This is a genomic window from Insolitispirillum peregrinum (assembly GCF_900156605.1).
In the GTDB taxonomy this organism is placed as follows: Bacteria; Pseudomonadota; Alphaproteobacteria; order Rhodospirillales; family Rhodospirillaceae; genus Insolitispirillum; species Insolitispirillum peregrinum.
Window position 1 is genome coordinate 88735 of the sequence record NZ_FTOA01000002.1, and the last position, 16606, is coordinate 105340.

At 60.7% G+C, this 16606-nt stretch carries 14 protein-coding genes; 9 read left to right on the top strand and 5 right to left on the bottom strand.

The annotated features are described in order from the left end of the window. Positions 1 to 13 precede the first annotated feature (13 nt). A complete protein-coding gene (locus tag BW995_RS04385) occupies positions 14 to 682 on the top strand; it encodes a glutathione S-transferase family protein (protein ID WP_076399003.1) in 669 nt (222 codons plus the stop codon). Here the strand turns inward: BW995_RS04385 and BW995_RS04390 are convergent. Then, positions 661 to 2160 carry an oligosaccharide flippase family protein gene (locus BW995_RS04390; RefSeq protein ID WP_076399004.1) on the bottom strand — a complete coding sequence of 500 codons (1500 nt, stop codon included), beginning with the start codon at positions 2158 to 2160 and terminating at the stop codon, positions 661 to 663. The two genes, BW995_RS04385 and BW995_RS04390, sit on opposite strands and share 22 nt — an antisense overlap. A gap of 446 nt (positions 2161 to 2606) precedes the next feature. Between BW995_RS04390 and BW995_RS04395 the strand changes: the two genes are divergently transcribed. After that, a complete protein-coding gene (locus tag BW995_RS04395) occupies positions 2607 to 3908 on the top strand; it encodes a hemolysin family protein (protein WP_076399005.1) in 1302 nt (433 codons plus the stop codon). 298 nt (positions 3909 to 4206) lie between these two features. Here the strand turns inward: BW995_RS04395 and BW995_RS04400 are convergent, their stop codons facing one another. Further along, on the bottom strand, positions 4207 to 5397 hold the full coding sequence (locus BW995_RS04400) for a YbfB/YjiJ family MFS transporter (RefSeq protein WP_076399006.1): 1191 nt from the start codon (positions 5395 to 5397) through the stop codon (positions 4207 to 4209). Between the two features lie 129 nt (positions 5398 to 5526). Here BW995_RS04400 and BW995_RS04405 point away from each other — a divergent pair, with 129 nt between their 5' ends. After that, on the top strand, positions 5527 to 6312 hold the full coding sequence (locus BW995_RS04405; RefSeq protein ID WP_076399007.1) for an AraC family transcriptional regulator: 786 nt from the start codon (positions 5527 to 5529) through the stop codon (positions 6310 to 6312). Between the two features lie 25 nt (positions 6313 to 6337). Here the strand turns inward: BW995_RS04405 and BW995_RS04410 are convergent, their stop codons facing one another. The 3 genes from BW995_RS04410 to BW995_RS04420 form a co-directional block, all read right to left on the bottom strand. Next, positions 6338 to 7381, bottom strand: coding sequence for an ABC transporter substrate-binding protein (locus tag BW995_RS04410; protein ID WP_076399008.1), 1044 nt, complete (start codon positions 7379 to 7381; stop codon positions 6338 to 6340). Between the two features lie 22 nt (positions 7382 to 7403). Then, positions 7404 to 8462, bottom strand: coding sequence for an agmatinase (gene speB / locus BW995_RS04415; protein ID WP_076399009.1), 1059 nt, complete (start codon positions 8460 to 8462; stop codon positions 7404 to 7406). 119 nt (positions 8463 to 8581) lie between these two features. Next, positions 8582 to 9490 carry a LysR family transcriptional regulator gene (locus BW995_RS04420; RefSeq protein WP_076399010.1) on the bottom strand — a complete coding sequence of 303 codons (909 nt, stop codon included), beginning with the start codon at positions 9488 to 9490 and terminating at the stop codon, positions 8582 to 8584. Between the two features lie 273 nt (positions 9491 to 9763). On the opposite strand from BW995_RS04420, the gene BW995_RS04425 reads away from it, so the two are divergent. The 6 genes from BW995_RS04425 to BW995_RS04450 all read left to right on the top strand — a co-directional run bounded on the left by BW995_RS04425 (position 9764) and on the right by BW995_RS04450 (position 16441). Continuing rightward, the gene (locus BW995_RS04425) at positions 9764 to 10681 is read left to right on the top strand and encodes a LysR substrate-binding domain-containing protein (protein WP_076399011.1); all 918 of its coding nucleotides are present in this window, start codon (positions 9764 to 9766) and stop codon (positions 10679 to 10681) included. Positions 10682 to 10931: 250 nt separating this feature from the next. After that, positions 10932 to 12359 carry a gamma-aminobutyraldehyde dehydrogenase gene (locus BW995_RS04430; protein ID WP_076399012.1) on the top strand — a complete coding sequence of 476 codons (1428 nt, stop codon included), beginning with the start codon at positions 10932 to 10934 and terminating at the stop codon, positions 12357 to 12359. Between the two features lie 171 nt (positions 12360 to 12530). Further along, positions 12531 to 13571, top strand: a complete 1041-nt coding sequence (locus BW995_RS04435) for an extracellular solute-binding protein (RefSeq protein ID WP_076399590.1) — start codon at positions 12531 to 12533, stop codon at positions 13569 to 13571. A gap of 88 nt (positions 13572 to 13659) precedes the next feature. After that, positions 13660 to 14778, top strand: a complete 1119-nt coding sequence (locus BW995_RS04440; RefSeq protein ID WP_076399013.1) for an ABC transporter ATP-binding protein — start codon at positions 13660 to 13662, stop codon at positions 14776 to 14778. Then, positions 14775 to 15647 (top strand): ABC transporter permease, encoded by an 873-nt coding sequence (locus BW995_RS04445; RefSeq protein WP_076399014.1) that lies wholly within the window; start codon positions 14775 to 14777, stop codon positions 15645 to 15647. Before BW995_RS04440 ends, BW995_RS04445 begins: the two co-directional genes overlap by 4 nt. Positions 15648 to 15658: 11 nt before the next feature. After that, positions 15659 to 16441, top strand: coding sequence for an ABC transporter permease (locus tag BW995_RS04450; protein ID WP_076399015.1), 783 nt, complete (start codon positions 15659 to 15661; stop codon positions 16439 to 16441). The last annotated feature ends 165 nt before the right edge of the window (positions 16442 to 16606 follow it).

The window sequence follows — 16606 nt, forward strand, 5'->3', positions numbered from 1 at the left end:
TTTTATATCTGTCATGCGGATTTTGTATCATCATTGGCTGTCGCCCGTCGCCCGCAGGGTCCGCTTGGCCCTGCACGAAAAACGTCTGATTGTTCACGAACAAATACAGGAAGACTGGGTTCGGGACGAAAACTTTCTGGCCCTCAATCCGGCCGGAACCGTGCCGGTGCTGGTCGATGAGGACGGTCAGGTCATTTCAGACGGGAACGCCATCTGTGAATACCTTGAAGATGTCAACAGCACCCCATCCCTGATTCCGGGCAACCCCGGACAGCGGGCCGAAGTGCGGCGGCTGGTCGCATGGTTCGATCTGAAATTCAATGCCGAGGTCACCTATCCTCTGGTCAGTGAAAAGCTGATGAAGCGGATGATTGGCGGCAGTGCGCCGGATTCCCGCTCCATCCGGGCCGGGCGCGCCAATGTCAACATTCACCTCGACTACATTGCCTGGTTGACCGACCGCCGCAAATGGCTGGCCGGGAACCAGTTGACGCTGGCCGACTTTGCCGCTGCCGCCCACATCTCGCTGATTGACTACATGGGCGATGTCCCGTGGGATCAGCATCCGCTGGCGAAGGAATGGTACGTGCGGCTGAAATCCCGTCCCTGCTTCCGGACCTTGCTGCAGGATCAGGTGCCCGGTGTTCTGCCTCCCCGGCATTACGCTGATCTGGATTTCTGACGGATCAAGCCGATCAGCGCCTGACGGTCGGCGGCAGACAGCCCGCCAATCAGCAGGAAAACACCAAAATACAGCACGATGGCCGCACTGATATGCAAGCCCACCAGCCCAACCTGCGTCGGCCCAAGGGCGCCCGGCGCGTAGCCGAACGCAAACAGCCCGCCCCCCATCACCCCGGCCGCCAGCAGGGATCGCAGCAGGCTTGGCCAGCGAAAGGCAATCCGCAGGCGTGGGCGTATTTTGTACAGGGCGTATGAAAAAGACAATCCATAGGCCACCACTGAAACCGCCGCCGGGACGGTAACATCGGGATAAAATGGCAGCAGTGCCGCATTCAGGCCCAGATTGCCAATCACCGCAATCACGTTGGCGGTCAGGATGACCGATGTCTGGCGCGTCACAAAGGCGACGCCTGACAGCAGGATGACCATCCCGTAAAACAGCATGCCAGCAGAAATCAGGGCCACGGCCCAGCGCCCGGCCAGGGCCATTGCCGGGGTGGTCAACAGGGCCACCACCGATGGCCCGGCCATCAGGGCGCCCACGACAAAGGGAATGGCGAGCACCAGAAACAGCCGCAAGGACTGGGAAACAAGCTCTTCGACCTCGTGGTGTTTCCCCTCATCCCACAGGCGACACAGGGGCGGCGGCAGGACGGTTGCCAGCATTTTGGGGAAAAACGCCAGCAGCCCGGCCAGAGCATAGGATGACTGGTATTGCCCAACAGCGGCCATGCTGAGGAACAGGCCGACCAGATAGCGGTCGCCAAACGCAACCAGAAAATCGACAATGAACTCACCGGTCAACGGCAGCCCAAGCCGGGCATCGGCCCGGAACTGCGGCCAGTCAAAACGCGGGATGCACAGACCGGTTTCACGGAACACGCCAAACACAAGCGTCGGAAAGGACAACGCCAGCAGGGAGCCGCCTTGCAACAACAACAGCATGTCGAGGTCAAGCCCCTGCCCCCAGAACACCAGCGCAACGGCAGCCCCGATGTGGACATAAATCTGGCCAATGGTCAGCAGGTTATAGATGCCAAAGCGGTTGGTGTAGCGATAATACGTGGTCGCATAGTCATGGACCATCAGGCCAAACAGCCACAGGACCAGATACGCGGGAGAAAAGGGCATGCTTTCTCCCATCAGGCCAAACAGCGCTGGCCCACCAGCATAGAGCAACGCGGCCAGCACCGAAACGGAGACCAGCCGAAAAGCCAGTGCCGGCATCATCAGGTCACGGCGTTGACGGGCACCGTCCGTCGCGGGCAGACTGCGGCGATAGGTGTAATCGGTGCCAAACGCCGAGATGCCGCCGGCAAACACCACAATCGATGACAGCAGGACATAGCTGCCAAAGACCGATTCACCGGCAGTCTTGACGATGATCGGCATGATGATCAGGCCTCGGAGGCTCACCAGAAGCTGGGTAAGCCCGCCAAACAGGATCTGCGTGGCAACGGACCGGCCAACGGACATCGGAGATACTCCGCATGCGGTGGGTTGAAGGTTTTGCAGGGCAGTCCATAGCACGGCCCGCGCGGCTGGAACAGTGGACAGCAAACCCCAGCAGGGTGACGAGCCGGAAAACATCATGAATCCGTGTTTCCCTCGCAGTTTTTTTTTGTTTACAGTGAGAGGCATCCTCTTCCTGCCAGCAGAGCCCTTTGTGCCTGACGACGACGCATCGGACCCCGAGCCTCCACCAGACCATCCCCGGCGGATCGCCAACTCTGCCCGTTCACCGTTTGTGGGCTCGTTTCAAAGCTGTCGGCATGGTCCGACCGGCTGGTGTTGTTTGTCGCCGTCACGTTTCCCTGTCATCCCTGTTCTGGCCCTCCCTTTCTGCCATCCCGTTTCTGCCGTCCCTGTGACCGGCAGGGCGCGATGGCGCTTGCTTTAACTTCTGGAGCCCTCCCCTCATTATGTCCTTCCTGTTCGAGATTGCGGTCATTGTGGTGCTGGTCGTGTTGAACGGCTGGTTCGCCATGTCCGAACTGGCCATCGTTTCGTCCCGAAGGGCCAGACTGGCGGCACGGGCGGCAGAAGGCAGCAAGGGGGCGCAAACGGCTTTGGTGCTGGCGGAAAATCCGGCCCGCTTCCTGTCTTCGGTACAGATCGGCATCACGCTGGTCGGCATTCTGGCCGGAGCCTATTCCGGGGCCACGCTGACCGATAAATTCAGCCTGTGGATCGCACAGACCCTGCCGTCTCTGGCCGGGGCAGCCCCCATCCTCAGCATGGCGGTGGTGGTCGGGGCGATTACCTATGCGTCGTTGATTGTCGGTGAACTGGTGCCCAAGCATATTGCCCTGTCCAACCCGGAAGGGGTGGCGGCGATGGTGGCCCGTCCGATGGCCTTCATTGCCCGGCTGGCAGCGCCCGTGGTGTGGGTGCTGGAGCATTCCAGTCACCTGGCCTTGAAGCTGTTGGGGGTGAAGAAGTCCGCCGAGCAGACGGTAACCGAAGAAGAGGTCAAGGCGATGATTGCCGAAGGCACCGAAAGCGGGGTGTTCGAGCCGCAGGAAAAAGAGCTTTTGGCCGGAGTAATGCGCTTTGGGGATCGCCGTATCCGCGCCATCATGACCCCGCGCAGTGACGTGGTGTGGATTGATCTGGCGTGGTCGACAGAGAAAATGATCCAGCGGATGCGGGAATGTCCGCATTCGCGCTTTCCGGTCTGTCAGGGCGACCCGAACGAGGTGGTCGGGGTGATTCAGTCCAAAGACCTGCTGAACAGTTTTCTGGACGGTCAGCCGCTTGACATTGCCGCGCGGGTCAAGCCGCTGGATGTGGTCCACGACAATGCGCCGGCGCTGTTCGTGCTGGAACTTCTCAAGCGGTCCCCGATCCACATGGCGCTGGTGGTTGATGAATACGGCAGCGTCGAAGGCATCGTGACCGCAGCCGATATCCTGTCGACCATTGTCGGCAGCCTGTCCGAACACGGCGAGGATTATGACGGGGCGATCATTCAGCGCGAGGATGGCTCGTGGCTGATTGACGGCGATGTGGCGGTGGACGAAGCCGCCGACAAGACCGGTTGCCGCGCCCTGCTCAGCGACGGCGGCGAGTACAGCACCGTCGCCGGGTTCATCCTGTCAAAATCCCGCAGCATTCCGACCGCTGGCGAGCATTTCCTGTGGGATGGCTGGCGGTTTGAAGTGCTGGATATGGACGGGCGCCGGATCGACAAGATCCTGATTTCCAGACCCGCTGCCGGGTAATCAGGGTCGCGTCAGAAAGGTGGAACACCACAGTACACGACAGTTGAGGAAGGACGGCGGACTGCCGTCCGCACCTGCCCGGGGTCAATGCCCCCGGACCCCCATTTTTTCTTTCAATATCAAGTCAATGGGGTCCGGGGCCTGAAGGCCCCGGCGAGGTGTGGAGCAGCGCTCCACGGTCCTGTTTTCTTTGTGTCGTGTACTGTGACCTGACGCAGGCACGCTGGTCTAACCTTCTGTTCTGTCGCATTGTTTTTGCGAAAATCGGTTCCCACTTTTCGCACAACGCTCTAACAGATCATGCTCCCTCGCTCGCCGTAACCCGGCGTTCCTGCACTTGGGTTGCGACCAGACAGGCCATGCCCACCATCATCGCGGCCGCCGCAATCAGCAGGCTGCCGCGATAGCTGCCGCTTTCGCGGGCGATGTATCCGGCAATGGCCGGGGCCAGCACCTGCGCGACCCCGTAACTGAGGGTCAGGCGGGCCATCGCCTTGGCCGGGTTGAGGGGAAAATAACGCCCGATCAAAGCCAGTGTCAGGCTGACGATGCCGACAAAGGTTCCGCCATAAAGAACGGCGCTCAGAATGTTCAGGACTGCGCCATCATTGAGGGCGGGCAACAGGATCGAGACGATCTGGGTGGCATAGGCCAGCAACAGCGCCCGGGCGTGGCCCCAGCGATGGGCGGCAGCATCCCACAGAAAGCTTGATGGCAGGGCGGCAAGGCCGACGATCACCCACACCCAGGTTCCCTGCCCGGCCAGCACCGGCAGCTTTTCAACGATGGCCACAATGAAGGTGGCGCTGATCACATAGCCAAAGCCAGCGCAGAAATAGGCCGCAATCAGCCACAGCATCCAGCGTTGCCCGGGATGGCGCGGGGCGGTGAGCAGGGTTTGCTGATGGACACTGGCCGGGGCGGGCATCCACAGCCAGGCGGGCAGAAAGAACACTAGACCAAGCCCCCCCAGCAGCAGCCATTGCTGATCCCACGACACTCCCCGGCTCATGGCCTCGACGGCCAGGCCGGAAATGGCCACCCCCAGCCCCAGCCCGGTGAAGTGCAGCCCCAGTTGTGGGCGGAAACCGTGCCGGAGCAGCCAGTTCAGCACCAGCCCCGAGGCCAGCAGCAGCCCGGCGGTGCTCGACAGCCCGGCAACAAAGCGCAGCACGGCCCAGATCACCGGGTCATGCGTCAACCCCATCGCCCCGGTGGTCAGAACGGCGGCCACCAGCCACAGGCGATAGAGGTGATATTTGTGGCTCAGGTTGCCGACTGAGGCCGCAATCAGCGCCCCCAGCATGTAACCGCCATAATTGACAGTTGCCAGCCAGCCACCCGCCATTGCACTCAGGCCAGCGTCTGCGCGCATGATCGGCAGCATCGGGGTATAGGCAAAGCGGGCCAGCCCGACACTGAGCACCAGTGCGGCGATACCGGCCAGAATAACCCGCCAGCGTGATGCGGCGGCATCGGGGGATGACATGACGGAACCTCCCAACATCATCTTGTTTGTTGGGATCAGTCTAACAGCGCGGTCGCTTGCCGACTGTCGACAGGATGACTATTTATAGCGATGAAACGACAAAAGTGGCCGTCAGTCCGTGAGAGAGCCATGCCCCTGAATTCTTCCTGGACCATCGTTGCGGTTCCGGCCCTCGACCATTTGCCGCGCCCGCTGTCCCTGCGATCCCAGACCTTGCCGCGTCACCATGTCTTTCCGTTGCATCAGCACCCATGGAACCAGTTCGTCTATGCCACCTCTGGCACCCTGCTGGTGGAGGTGGATACGGTGTGGCATGTGATCACCCCGGAACAGGCGATCTGGGTTCCAACCGGCATGATGCACAGTACCGGTGCCTTGCAGGATGCCGCCTTTCGCAACCTGTATGTTGCCGATCAGGTGGCAGATGGCTTGCCAACCCGCCCGATGGTGTTTGCCGTTTCACCGTTATTGCGGGAATTGATCGTCGAGCTGGTCCAAAGCCAGAGCCGCCCCGAACCCGAGCCTTTCTTTGACCGGCTGGATGCGGTGATTCTGGATCAGCTTCAACGATTGCAGCAGCAGGACTTTGCGCTGCCCTGGCCGCACAGCCGTCCGCTGCGGCAGATGTGCGAGGCGCTGTATCAGGCCCCGGATGACCCGCGCCCGGTCGAGGTCTGGGGGCGACAGATTGGCCTGTCGGCACGGACCATCACCCGCCGTTTCGAACAGGAGGTGGGCATTTCCCTCCGCCGCTGGCGGCAGCGGCTGCGGCTGTTCCGCGCGCTGGAGTGGCTGGGCGAAGGCCGCAGCATCACCCGCATTGCCCTTGATCTGGGCTATGCCTCGCCGTCAGCCTTTATCTACATGTTCCGGCAGGAAATGGGGATCAGCCCGAAAGCGTTTGCCTCGGGCTGATCCGGGATGATGGCAAGAACGGTTGTTACTTGGCCGCCCAGTTGTTGAACCGTTCGGTCAGGCGGTCGGTGTGTTCCAGCCAGAAATCGGTGTTGTAGGGCAGGGCAATCGCCAGATTCTGCGGCGCGCTGGGCAGGCTGGCCAACAGGTCGGCATCCAGCAACGAGCTGCTTCTGGCCGAGGTGATGCCATAGCTGATGTGCTTCGGCAGTTCTTTTTGTACTTCGGGTTTGCCGACGAAGTTCAGGAACTGATAGGCCTTGTCGATGTTCGGGCTGCCCTTCAGGATCGCCCAGCTGTCCAGCACGTAAATCGCCTGATTCCACAGCAGTTTGAAATTGCGATGGTCCTTGCTGTTGGCGGCGGAAATGCGCCCGTTGTAGGACGAGGTCATCACCACTTCCCCCGACGCCAGCAACTGCGGCGGCTGGGCTCCGGCTTTCCAGAACACCAGGTCGTTCTTGATGGTGTCCAGCTTGCGCAGGGCACGGGCAACGCCCTCTTCGGTGGCTAGTTGGGCGTAAACGTCAGACAGCGGCACGCCATCGGCCAGCAGGGCGATTTCCAGATTGGTCTGCGGACCCTGTCGCAGGGCGCGCTTGCCGGGGAATTTTTTGGTGTCAAAGAAATCAGCCCAGCTCTTCGGGCCGTCCTTCAGCTTGTCGCCGTCATAGGCCAACACATAGTCATAGACCAGCACGCCAACGCCGCACGGGCTGGTGGCAAACGGCAGATAGGCCGCCTTGCCGCCGATCCTGTCAAAGTCGAGGGTTTCATACAGCCCCTCTTCGCAGCCAATAGCCAGTTCGGAGGAGTCCATCTGGACCACATCCCACGCCGCATGGCCGCCTTCGACCTTGGCGCGCAGGACGCCGACACCGCCATCCCAGCTTTCTTCGGAAATCGGCAGGCCGCTAGCGGCGCTAAAGGGCTTGAAGAAAGCTTCCCGCATGGCGTCCTGCCCCGATCCGCCAAAACCGACAACAGTCAGGTCACGGGCAAGGGACGGCTGGACAGCACCGGCAACAGCGGCACAGAGGGCGGCTGCGAACAAAAACGTCGTCTTCATGGCACACCTGTCGGATTGGAAGTTAGCGGGAAGACGCGGCAGCGGCAAAGCGCCCGCTGACCAGCGTAAACAGTTCAAACAGCACCTGCGCCGCCGCATGGGCAGTGTTGGTGGTCGGGTCGTATTGCGGAGCCACCTCAACCACATCACCGCCGACAATGGTCAGGCCATCGAGACCACGCAGCAGCTCAAGGGCTTCGCGGGTGGTCAGGCCACCAATTTCCGGGGTGCCAGTGCCGGGGGCAAAGGCCGGGTCAAGGCAATCAACATCAAAGGTGACATAGACCGGCCCATCGCCCACCACCCGCCGCACGGTGTCGAGGATGGCGGCGGTACCCAGCTTGGGGACCTCTTCACCATGGATCACCGTCATGCCGGACTCGCGGGAAAACTCCCACAAATATTCGGCTGATCCGCGGATGCCGATCTGCACGCAGCGCTCGGGGTCCAGCACACCGTCCAGAACGGCATGGCGGAACGGGCCGCCGTGGTGGAATTTGGCACCTTCATAGTCGCCAGCGGTATCGCAATGGGCATCGAAATGCACCATCCCCACCGGCTGCCGGGCACCGACCGCTTTCAGGATCGAATAGGTGATCGAATGATCGCCACCGACCGACAGCGGAATGACGTTGGCGGCGATCAGGCGATGGTAAAACGCCTGAATGTCCTGATGCGACTGGTCGAGGCTATAGCGGCTGCGGAACGGCACGTCACCGATGTCTGCCGCTTTGCAATGCTGGGACGGCATCCGGCGCAGGACGTGATTGTAGGGACCAACCCGCTCGATGGAGCGCACCGCCCGCGGGCCAAAGCGCGCGCCCGAGCGGTTGGTCACCCCCAGATCCATCGGCACGCCAACCACGGCGACATCCAGCCCGCCGAAATCATCCCGGCCAGCGGCATCCGGGGCATAGGGCAGGTCAAGAAAGGTCGGGATACCGGCATAGGGTTGCAGACGGCGGTCGCCTTCGGGGAACTGGGCTTCGGCAATCGCCCGGAACTCCGGATCGAAAACATCACTGCCCTTGGCATGGGCGTATTTCTGCCGCAGAGCCGACAGCTTGGCGGGATCCGACATGGCAACCTCCTGACGGTAACGAACCAACCATCAACAGCAGACCATGGCCGTTATGCAGGAAAAATAACAACAAGCGTATGTTCAGTTTGATGCCGATCAATGTATCGCTGTCGGCGATGTTATCCCGGATTCTGATCCAGATGGACTGCCGCCAGATCGGCAAGGAAGGCGCGGGTGATATCGTTCAGGCGGCGCTGCTGGCGGGTGACGACATGAAAGGTCACGTCGTATTGCAGGCGTTGTGGATTCAGCGGCGCAAGCAAGCCTTGCTTTTGATAGGGCAAGGCAAAGTGTTGTGGCATGAACCCCAGATGCTGGCCGGACAGAACGAGGATCGCCAACGCCTCCATGTTGTCCGCCGAGGCGGAAATCAGGGCCGGGGCTTCCATTCTGGATTCTGGCAGCGGATAGGTGCGCCAGGCCCAGGAATGCTGATTGGCTTGATCCTGTGTAACGCTTCCGGCCTGCGAAAACAGCGGGTGGGCGGCACCGCAGTAGGCGACCTGATGTTCGATGAACAGCGGGGTGAACTGCAGGGTTGGCATCCGGTTCCAGAAATAGCCAATCGCCACATCCAGATCTCCGGCCAGCAATTGCTCTTCCAGAATGCGCGGCGAGCGGATCACCAGCTCCAGCCGGACGGCTTCGTCCCGCTGGCGAAAGCGGGCGATGGCCTGACTGATGCGGATGTTTTCGCTGAATGGCAAATGCCCGATGGTACCGATGCGCAACGTCCCGACCAGCGTACGGTCCATGTTGCGCGCTTGCTGGCCAAAGTCATCAATGGCGGCCATCAGGATGCGGGCCAGTTCGGTAAAGCGGGCGCCTTTGGGGGTCAGGCGGAAGCCGCTGCGTCCGCGCTCGCACAGGCGAAAGCCCAACCGGCCTTCCAGATTGGCCAGTTGAATGCTGATGGTCGAGGGACTGACGTTCAGGGTGTGCTGGGCCATCGCCAGTCCACCCGCATCGACGACGGCCAGAAAGACCCGCAAGTGGCGCAAATCGAGGTCGCTGAGATTCCCGAGCACGATACTTCCCTTTCCTCCCCCAAAATGAGCCATCGGTGCCGATTGGCTGTGTGCGTATTTCGTGGGCATCTGCTCGCTGGCGCAACCTGTTTTCTGGGCAGTCGACCTTTTGGGGCACAGTGCAATCATGAAAACCGATGGCCTGCCATATGTGATCACTTTGGTCTATCGCTTGCATGACCCCTTTCATAGATTAGAAAAGAGATCCGTTCCCCCTTGACATCCTGTTTTGACCATGGGGGAGGCGGCAAAACCGATACAGAGAGGCCGCCGGTGAATATCACACTCCGCCAAATCTCGTACTTCCTCGCCATCGCCGAAACAAGCTCTGTTTCCGGGGCTGCCGCGTCACTGGGAATTTCCCAGTCGGCCATTACGGAAAGCCTCAAGGTCCTCGAAGACCAGACCGGCGCCAAACTGTTCGAGCGTCACTCAAAGGGCGTCACCCTCACCTATCAAGGCCATGTTTTCGTCCGTCATGCACGGCGGATCATGACCTCGGTAGCTGACGCCGGACGGGCGCTGAACAACCGCCCGGAGGCGATCAACGGCGTGCTGAATCTAGGGGTGACCAGTCTGGTGTCGGGCTACATGCTGGCGGACCTGCTGGCGCGTTTTCGCAAGGTGTTTTCCAACATTACCGTGCGCGTGTTCGAGGAAGAGCGCAGCCACATCGAGCATCTGCTGGTCAATGGCGAGCTTCATATTGCCTTGATGCTGATCTCGAATCTGGGCAACCAGCAGGCGCTGGGCTACGAAGCACTGGTGCGCTCTCCCAATCGGCTGTGGCTGTCGCCCGATCACCCGTTGCTGAAAAACGAAACCATCGGAATCCGCGATCTGGCAGGCGAGCCGCTCATTCAGCTCACCATCGACGAAATGGCCGAGACGTCGCAACGCTGGTGGCGGCAGGCCAACCTGCGGCCAACGCTGGAGCTGAAAACCTCATCGGTGGAAGCCGCGCGCAGTCTGGTGGCAACCGGTGCCGGGATCGCCATTTTACCCGACCTGCTGTATCGGCCATGGTCGCTGGAAGGGGATCGTCTGGAGGCGCGCGCAGTACACGATCTGACCGCAACGCTCGATGTCGGAATTGCCTGGCGCAAGGGCTCGCCGCTGGGGGAACCGGCACGCATCTTCCTTGATCTGGCCCGCGAACAGCGACCGGGAAAGAACCGGTTCATGGGCTAAAAATGCCCTTGGAAGGGGGTGCCATCCCCATAAATGAGGTGTTCTGCAATCGGTTTTTCCGATAGCAAACGGGGAATATTTTATATTTCACATGGCTTGCTGGTCGTCGTTACCGTTGTGTTACCCCGTGCACGGGCCAAAGCATTTTCAAGGTGACCGCTGACAGTCACCGGTGCGGAAAATGCGGCATGAAAAGTCCAGAGCGTTTTCGCTCGGCGTGAAAACGCCCACAACAACAGGAGTGACGTGTATGGATACCAGCATCCTCATTGATGGCCAGCTTGTTGCCGGGGATGGTCCTGCCGAAACGATCCTTAACCCGGCGACCGGAGCGGTTATTACCACGGTCGGTGAAACCTCGGCCGAACAGCTGCAGGCGGCGATCGGAGCGGCCGACCGGGCCTTTTGGTCCTGGTCCCAAACAACGCCCTCCCAACGTTCGGCGATGTTGCTGGCAGTGGCCGCCCAGATCGAAGCCCACGGCGAAGACTTCGCCCGGCTGGAATCCCTGAATTGCGGCAAGCCGTTCCAACGGATGCTCGAAGACGAAATTCCGGTGATCGCCGACGTGTTCCGCTTCTTTGCCGGTGCCGCCCGCTGCATGGGTGGCAGCGCGACCGGCGAATACATGAGCAATCACACCAGCATGATCCGCCGTGATCCGCTGGGGGTGGTCGGCTCGATCGCGCCGTGGAACTACCCGCTGATGATGGCGGCGTGGAAGATTGCTCCGGCTCTGGCAGCGGGCAATACCGTGGTGATGAAACCGTCGGAACAAACCCCGCTGACCACCCTGAAGCTGGCCAGAATCCTCGCCGATATTTTCCCGGCAGGTGTTGTCAACATCGTCCCGGGCCGGGGCGAAAGCGTCGGGTCGGTGATTGCCAGCCACCCGAAAATCCGCATGGTGTCGTTGACCGGCGACACCACCACCGGGCAGAAAATCCTGCTGGCCTCGCATAAAACCCTCAAGCGCACGCATCTGGAACTGGGCGGCAAGGCCCCGGTGATCGTTTTTGATGATGCCGACCTCGACGAAGTGGTTGCCGGTCTGCGCATCGCCAGCTTCTACAACGCGGGTCAGGACTGTACGGCAGCCTGCCGCATCTATGCCCACAGCAAGATTTACGACAAGCTGGTCGCCGCCTTGCAGGGGGCGGTGTCGTCGCTGGACATGGGGGCCCCGGATGCCGCCACCACCGAGCTGGGCCCGCTGATCAGCGACCGCCAGCGCGACCGGGTGGAAAGCTTTGTCGCCCGGGCCGAAGCCCTGCCGCATGTCGAGATCGTCACCGGCGGCAAAAAGCGCTCCGGCGATGGCTTTTACTTCGAGCCGACCATCGTTGCCGGAGCCTTGCAGACCGACGAAATCGTCCAGCGCGAGGTCTTTGGTCCGGTGGTCTCGATCACCCGCTTTGACGATACCGATCAGGTGATCGGCTGGGCGAACGACAGCGATTACGGGTTGTCGTCGTCGGTGTGGACCAGCAACGTCAAGACGGCGCTCAAGGTCTCTGCCCGGCTGCAATACGGCTGCGTGTGGGTCAACCAGCACATGCCGCTGGTCTGTGAAATGCCCCATGGCGGCATGAAGATGTCCGGCCATGGCAAGGACATGTCGATGTACGGCCTGGAGGACTACACGGTCGTCCGTCACATCATGATGAATTTTGGCTAAGGCTATCGCGGGCGGCTTTGACGAAAAAGCCGCCCGTTCTGTTTGCGGACAGCACGCCGTGGGCGTTGACCGCCTCTCCCCCCTTTTTTTGCCTTTTGCCCTCAGATGGGCCGCATAAGGAGCGCCGAGATGCAAAGCCGTGTCCCTTCCAAAATCACCCGATCAGTTTCTATGGCTGTTTCCACCACTCTCGCCCTGGCAATTGGGGTGTCCTCGACCAGCGCCGCCTTTGCTGGCGAGCTGAACATCCTGACCTGGGAAGGTTATGCCGACCCCAGCTTTATCAAGGACTTTGAAACCAAAAGCAGCTGTAAGGTCTCGGCCACCTACGTCGGCAGCAACGACGACTTCGCGCCCAAGCTGGCGGCGGGATCGGGTGTTTACGACATCATCGTGCCGTCGATTGATACAATCGGGCAAATGCGGCTGGCCGGCTTTGTGGACTCGATCGACCTGAAAAAAGTCCCCGAGTTCGGACAAGTCCACGCCAAATTCCGCAGCAACCCGGACGTGACGGTGAACGGCGAGGTGTGGGCGGTGCCGTTGATCTGGGGGTCGGTGTCGGTGTTGTACCGGACGGACAAAGTCACCCAGCCGAACAGCATCAAGGTGCTGTGGAACCCGGAGTACAAGGGCCGTATCTCGCTGTGGGATGACAAGAGCGCCATTTACTGGGCGGCGCGGATGTTGGGCTATGACAACATCTATGATCTGGATGACACGCAGCTTGCGACCATCAAGGCCCGGCTGATCGAGCAAAAGCCGCTGGTCCGCAAGTACTGGAGCACCGCAGGCGAACTGGCCCAGTTGTTCCTGAACGACGAAGTGTGGGTCTCCAACGCCTGGACCGGCCTGATTGCCAAGGAAATCCGCAAGGGGGGCAAGCCGTTCACCGTCGCTGAAGTCGATCCTGCGGAAAAATCCGAAGGCTGGATGGACTCGATGATGCTGGTGAAGGGCTCTCCGAACACTGACTGCTCGTATCAGTTCATCAACTACATGCTGTCGGCCAAGGGCCAGTGCGGCATCGTCGGCTCGACCGATTACTTCCCGACCAACCCGGTGTCAGCCAAGACCTGCCTGCCCGCCGAGGAAGCCAGGAGCCGCCATCTCGACGACCCCGGCTATGTCGACAGTCTGGTGATGTGGCAGATGCCCAAGCGCCTGGACGCCTATCTGGAAACCTGGAACGCGGTCAAGGCGGCGATGTAGTCCGAAAGGGATAGGCAGACACTCAGGGCCGCTCTGTGTGGGGCAGAGCGGCTCCGCAGATATTGTGCTGGTCGGGAGGCAGGCTGTGATGAAGACCATTATCCAACTGGAAAACGTGAGCAAAATCTATACCGGCGGCTTCAAGGCCGTGGACGGGATCAACCTTGGCATCCTCGAAGGCGAGTTCGTGACGCTGCTGGGGCCTTCGGGCTGCGGCAAGACCACCACCTTGCGGATGCTGGCTGGCTTTGAAGAACCGACCCGGGGGCGAATCTCGCTGGATGGCCAGGACATCACCGACAGCCCTCCCTACCGTCGCCCGATCAACACGGTTTTTCAGGACTACGCGCTGTTTCCGCATTTATCGGTGCTGGACAACGTGGCCTATGGCCTGCGTACCGGCAAACGCAAGCTGGGACAGGCACTGGTCGCCGAGCGGGTAAAAAGCGCCCTGGGAATGGTGGGTCTGCTCGGCAAGGCCGACAACCGGCCGGGGCAACTGTCGGGGGGCCAGCGTCAGCGGGTGGCAATGGCGCGGGCGTTGGCCTGCCAGCCGCGCGTGCTGTTGCTGGACGAACCGTTGTCAGCGCTGGACGTCAAGCTGCGCGAAAAGATGCAGGTCGAGCTGAAACAGCTCCATCAGCAACTGGGGATCACCTTTCTGATGGTCACCCACGACCAGAAAGAAGCGCTGGTGATGTCTGATCGCATCGTGGTGATGCACGACGGCAAAATTGCCCAGATCGGCACCCCCGAAGATTTGTACGACCGCCCGGCTTCGGCCTATGTGGCGGATTTCATCGGGGCCTCGAACTTGCTGCACGGCAAGGTCTCGGCGCTGGGTGATGGCTTTGCCGAGGTTGATCTGGACGGAGCGGTCCTGCGCGGTCGGCTGGCCGACAGCGCACGCGGGTTGGCGGTGGGCGATGCGGCGGTGATCTCGCTGCGCCCCGAGCGTGTCCAGCGGGTGACGGACGGCGAAAGCAAGGAGTCCCTCAGCGTCTTTGAGGCGCGGGTGATGAACCGCCACTTCCACGGCTATGACGTGCGACTGGATGCCAAGATCGGCGGTCGCTATCAAGACCTTGCCATCGACCTGCGCCGGGACAGCATCGCCATGGTCGATAGCCTGCCGCCGATGGGCGAGGTGGCCCGCTTTGCCATGACCGCCGCCGATGCTTTGGTCTTTGCGGAGGACCAACAATGACCCCACGTCAAAAGCGCTACTGGTTAGGCTTTGCCGGTGTCTTTGGTGTGCCGCTGGTCTGGACCTCTCTATTCCTGCTGATCCCTTATGCGGTGATGCTGGCGGTCAGTTTCTGGACCCGCAAGTTTCCGCTGTTCGTTCCCGATTTTCAGTTTGGCAATTTCCGGCAGGTCTTTGCCGATCCGCAGTACCTCGAAGTCCTGCTGCGCACCGGCAAAATCGCGGCACTGGTGTCGGTATTCGCGTTGGCGCTGGGCTATCCACTGGCCTACTTCCTGATCTTTATCGTGCGTACCGCCAAGGTCCGGAACTTTTTGTACATGGTGGTGATCGTGCCGCTGTGGGTGTCGTATCTGCTGCGTGCCTATGTGTGGAAGATCATTCTGGGAACCGGCGGTGTCCTGAACTCGTTCCTGATGTGGACGGGGATCATCGACCAGCCGTCAGGACTGTTCCTCTATAACCAGACGGCAATGATCATCACCCTGACCTACATCTTCATCCCGTTCATGGTGATGCCGATTTACACCGCGCTGGAAAAAATTCCGCCGCGCCTGATTGAAGCCTCGCACGACCTGGGCGAAGGCCCGTTCTGGACTTTCCTGCGGGTGGTGCTGCCGCTGTCGTGGGGCGGCGTGGTCGCCGGGGCAACACTGACCTTTTGTCTGGCATTCGGGGATTTTGTGGCGCCGTCCCTCGTTGGTGGACCCGACGGCATGCTGGTCGCCAACACCGTACAAACACAGTTCGGCGCCGCGCTGAACTGGCCACTGGGTTCGGCGTTATCGACGGTGATCCTGCTGCTTGTGCTGACCATCATCACCATTTCCGAGCGTTCTGAACGCTATGGCAAGATCGACCTCGATTAAGGAGCAAGACCATGCACAAGCTGTATTGGTGGCAACGCGGGTTGCTGGGCGTGGTTGGCGGGACGATGGTTTACCTGTATCTGCCGATCGTGGTGCTGGTGGTGTTCAGCTTCAACTCGAACGCGGTGATGAGCCTGCCGCTGGCCGAATTCACCTTTGACTGGTACCGCAAGGTACTGGCCAACGAGGCGATGCTGACCGCACTGGGGAACAGCCTGATCGTGGCAAGCTGCGCGACGGTGCTGACGGTGGTGATCGGTGTTCCGGCGGCTCTGGTGATTGACCGCTATCGCCTGCCGGGGCTGGGCCTGTTTCGCCGGACGATCCTGTTGCCGCTGTCGCTGCCGGGGATCGTCACCGGGATTGCCATGCTGAACTTTTATCGCCAGCTTGGCATTCCGCTGGGGCTGGGGGCGATCATCATCGGCCACTCAACGGCTTTGCTGGGAATTGTGGTGTCACAGGTTCTGACCCGGCTGTCGCGCTTTAACCGCCGTCTGGAAGAAGCCTCGCAAGATTTGGGTGCCGGACCGATCGAGACTTTTTTCAAGGTGACCTTGCCCGGTATCCGCTCGGCGATCATTGGCAGTGCCCTGCTCTCGTTCACCTTGTCCTTTGACGAGATTCCGGTGACCTATTTCCTGACCGGGCGCGACAACACGCTGCCGATGTACATTTACTCGACCCTGCGCCGAGGCATCACGCCCGAGATCAATGCGATCGGGACGCTGATTATTCTGGCATCCCTGGTGCTGATTGTGGCGTCGGTGTCGATGCTGAAAGACAAGGATTAGACCAGCGTGCGTTAACGCTGGCGCCACAGTACACGACAGTTGTGAAACAGGATCATGGAGCGCTGCTCCACACCTCGCCGGGGCCTTCAGGCCCCGGACCCCATTCTTTTGGGATTCAAAGACGACATGGGGAAACAAAGATTAAATGAAATCCCGGAAACGACA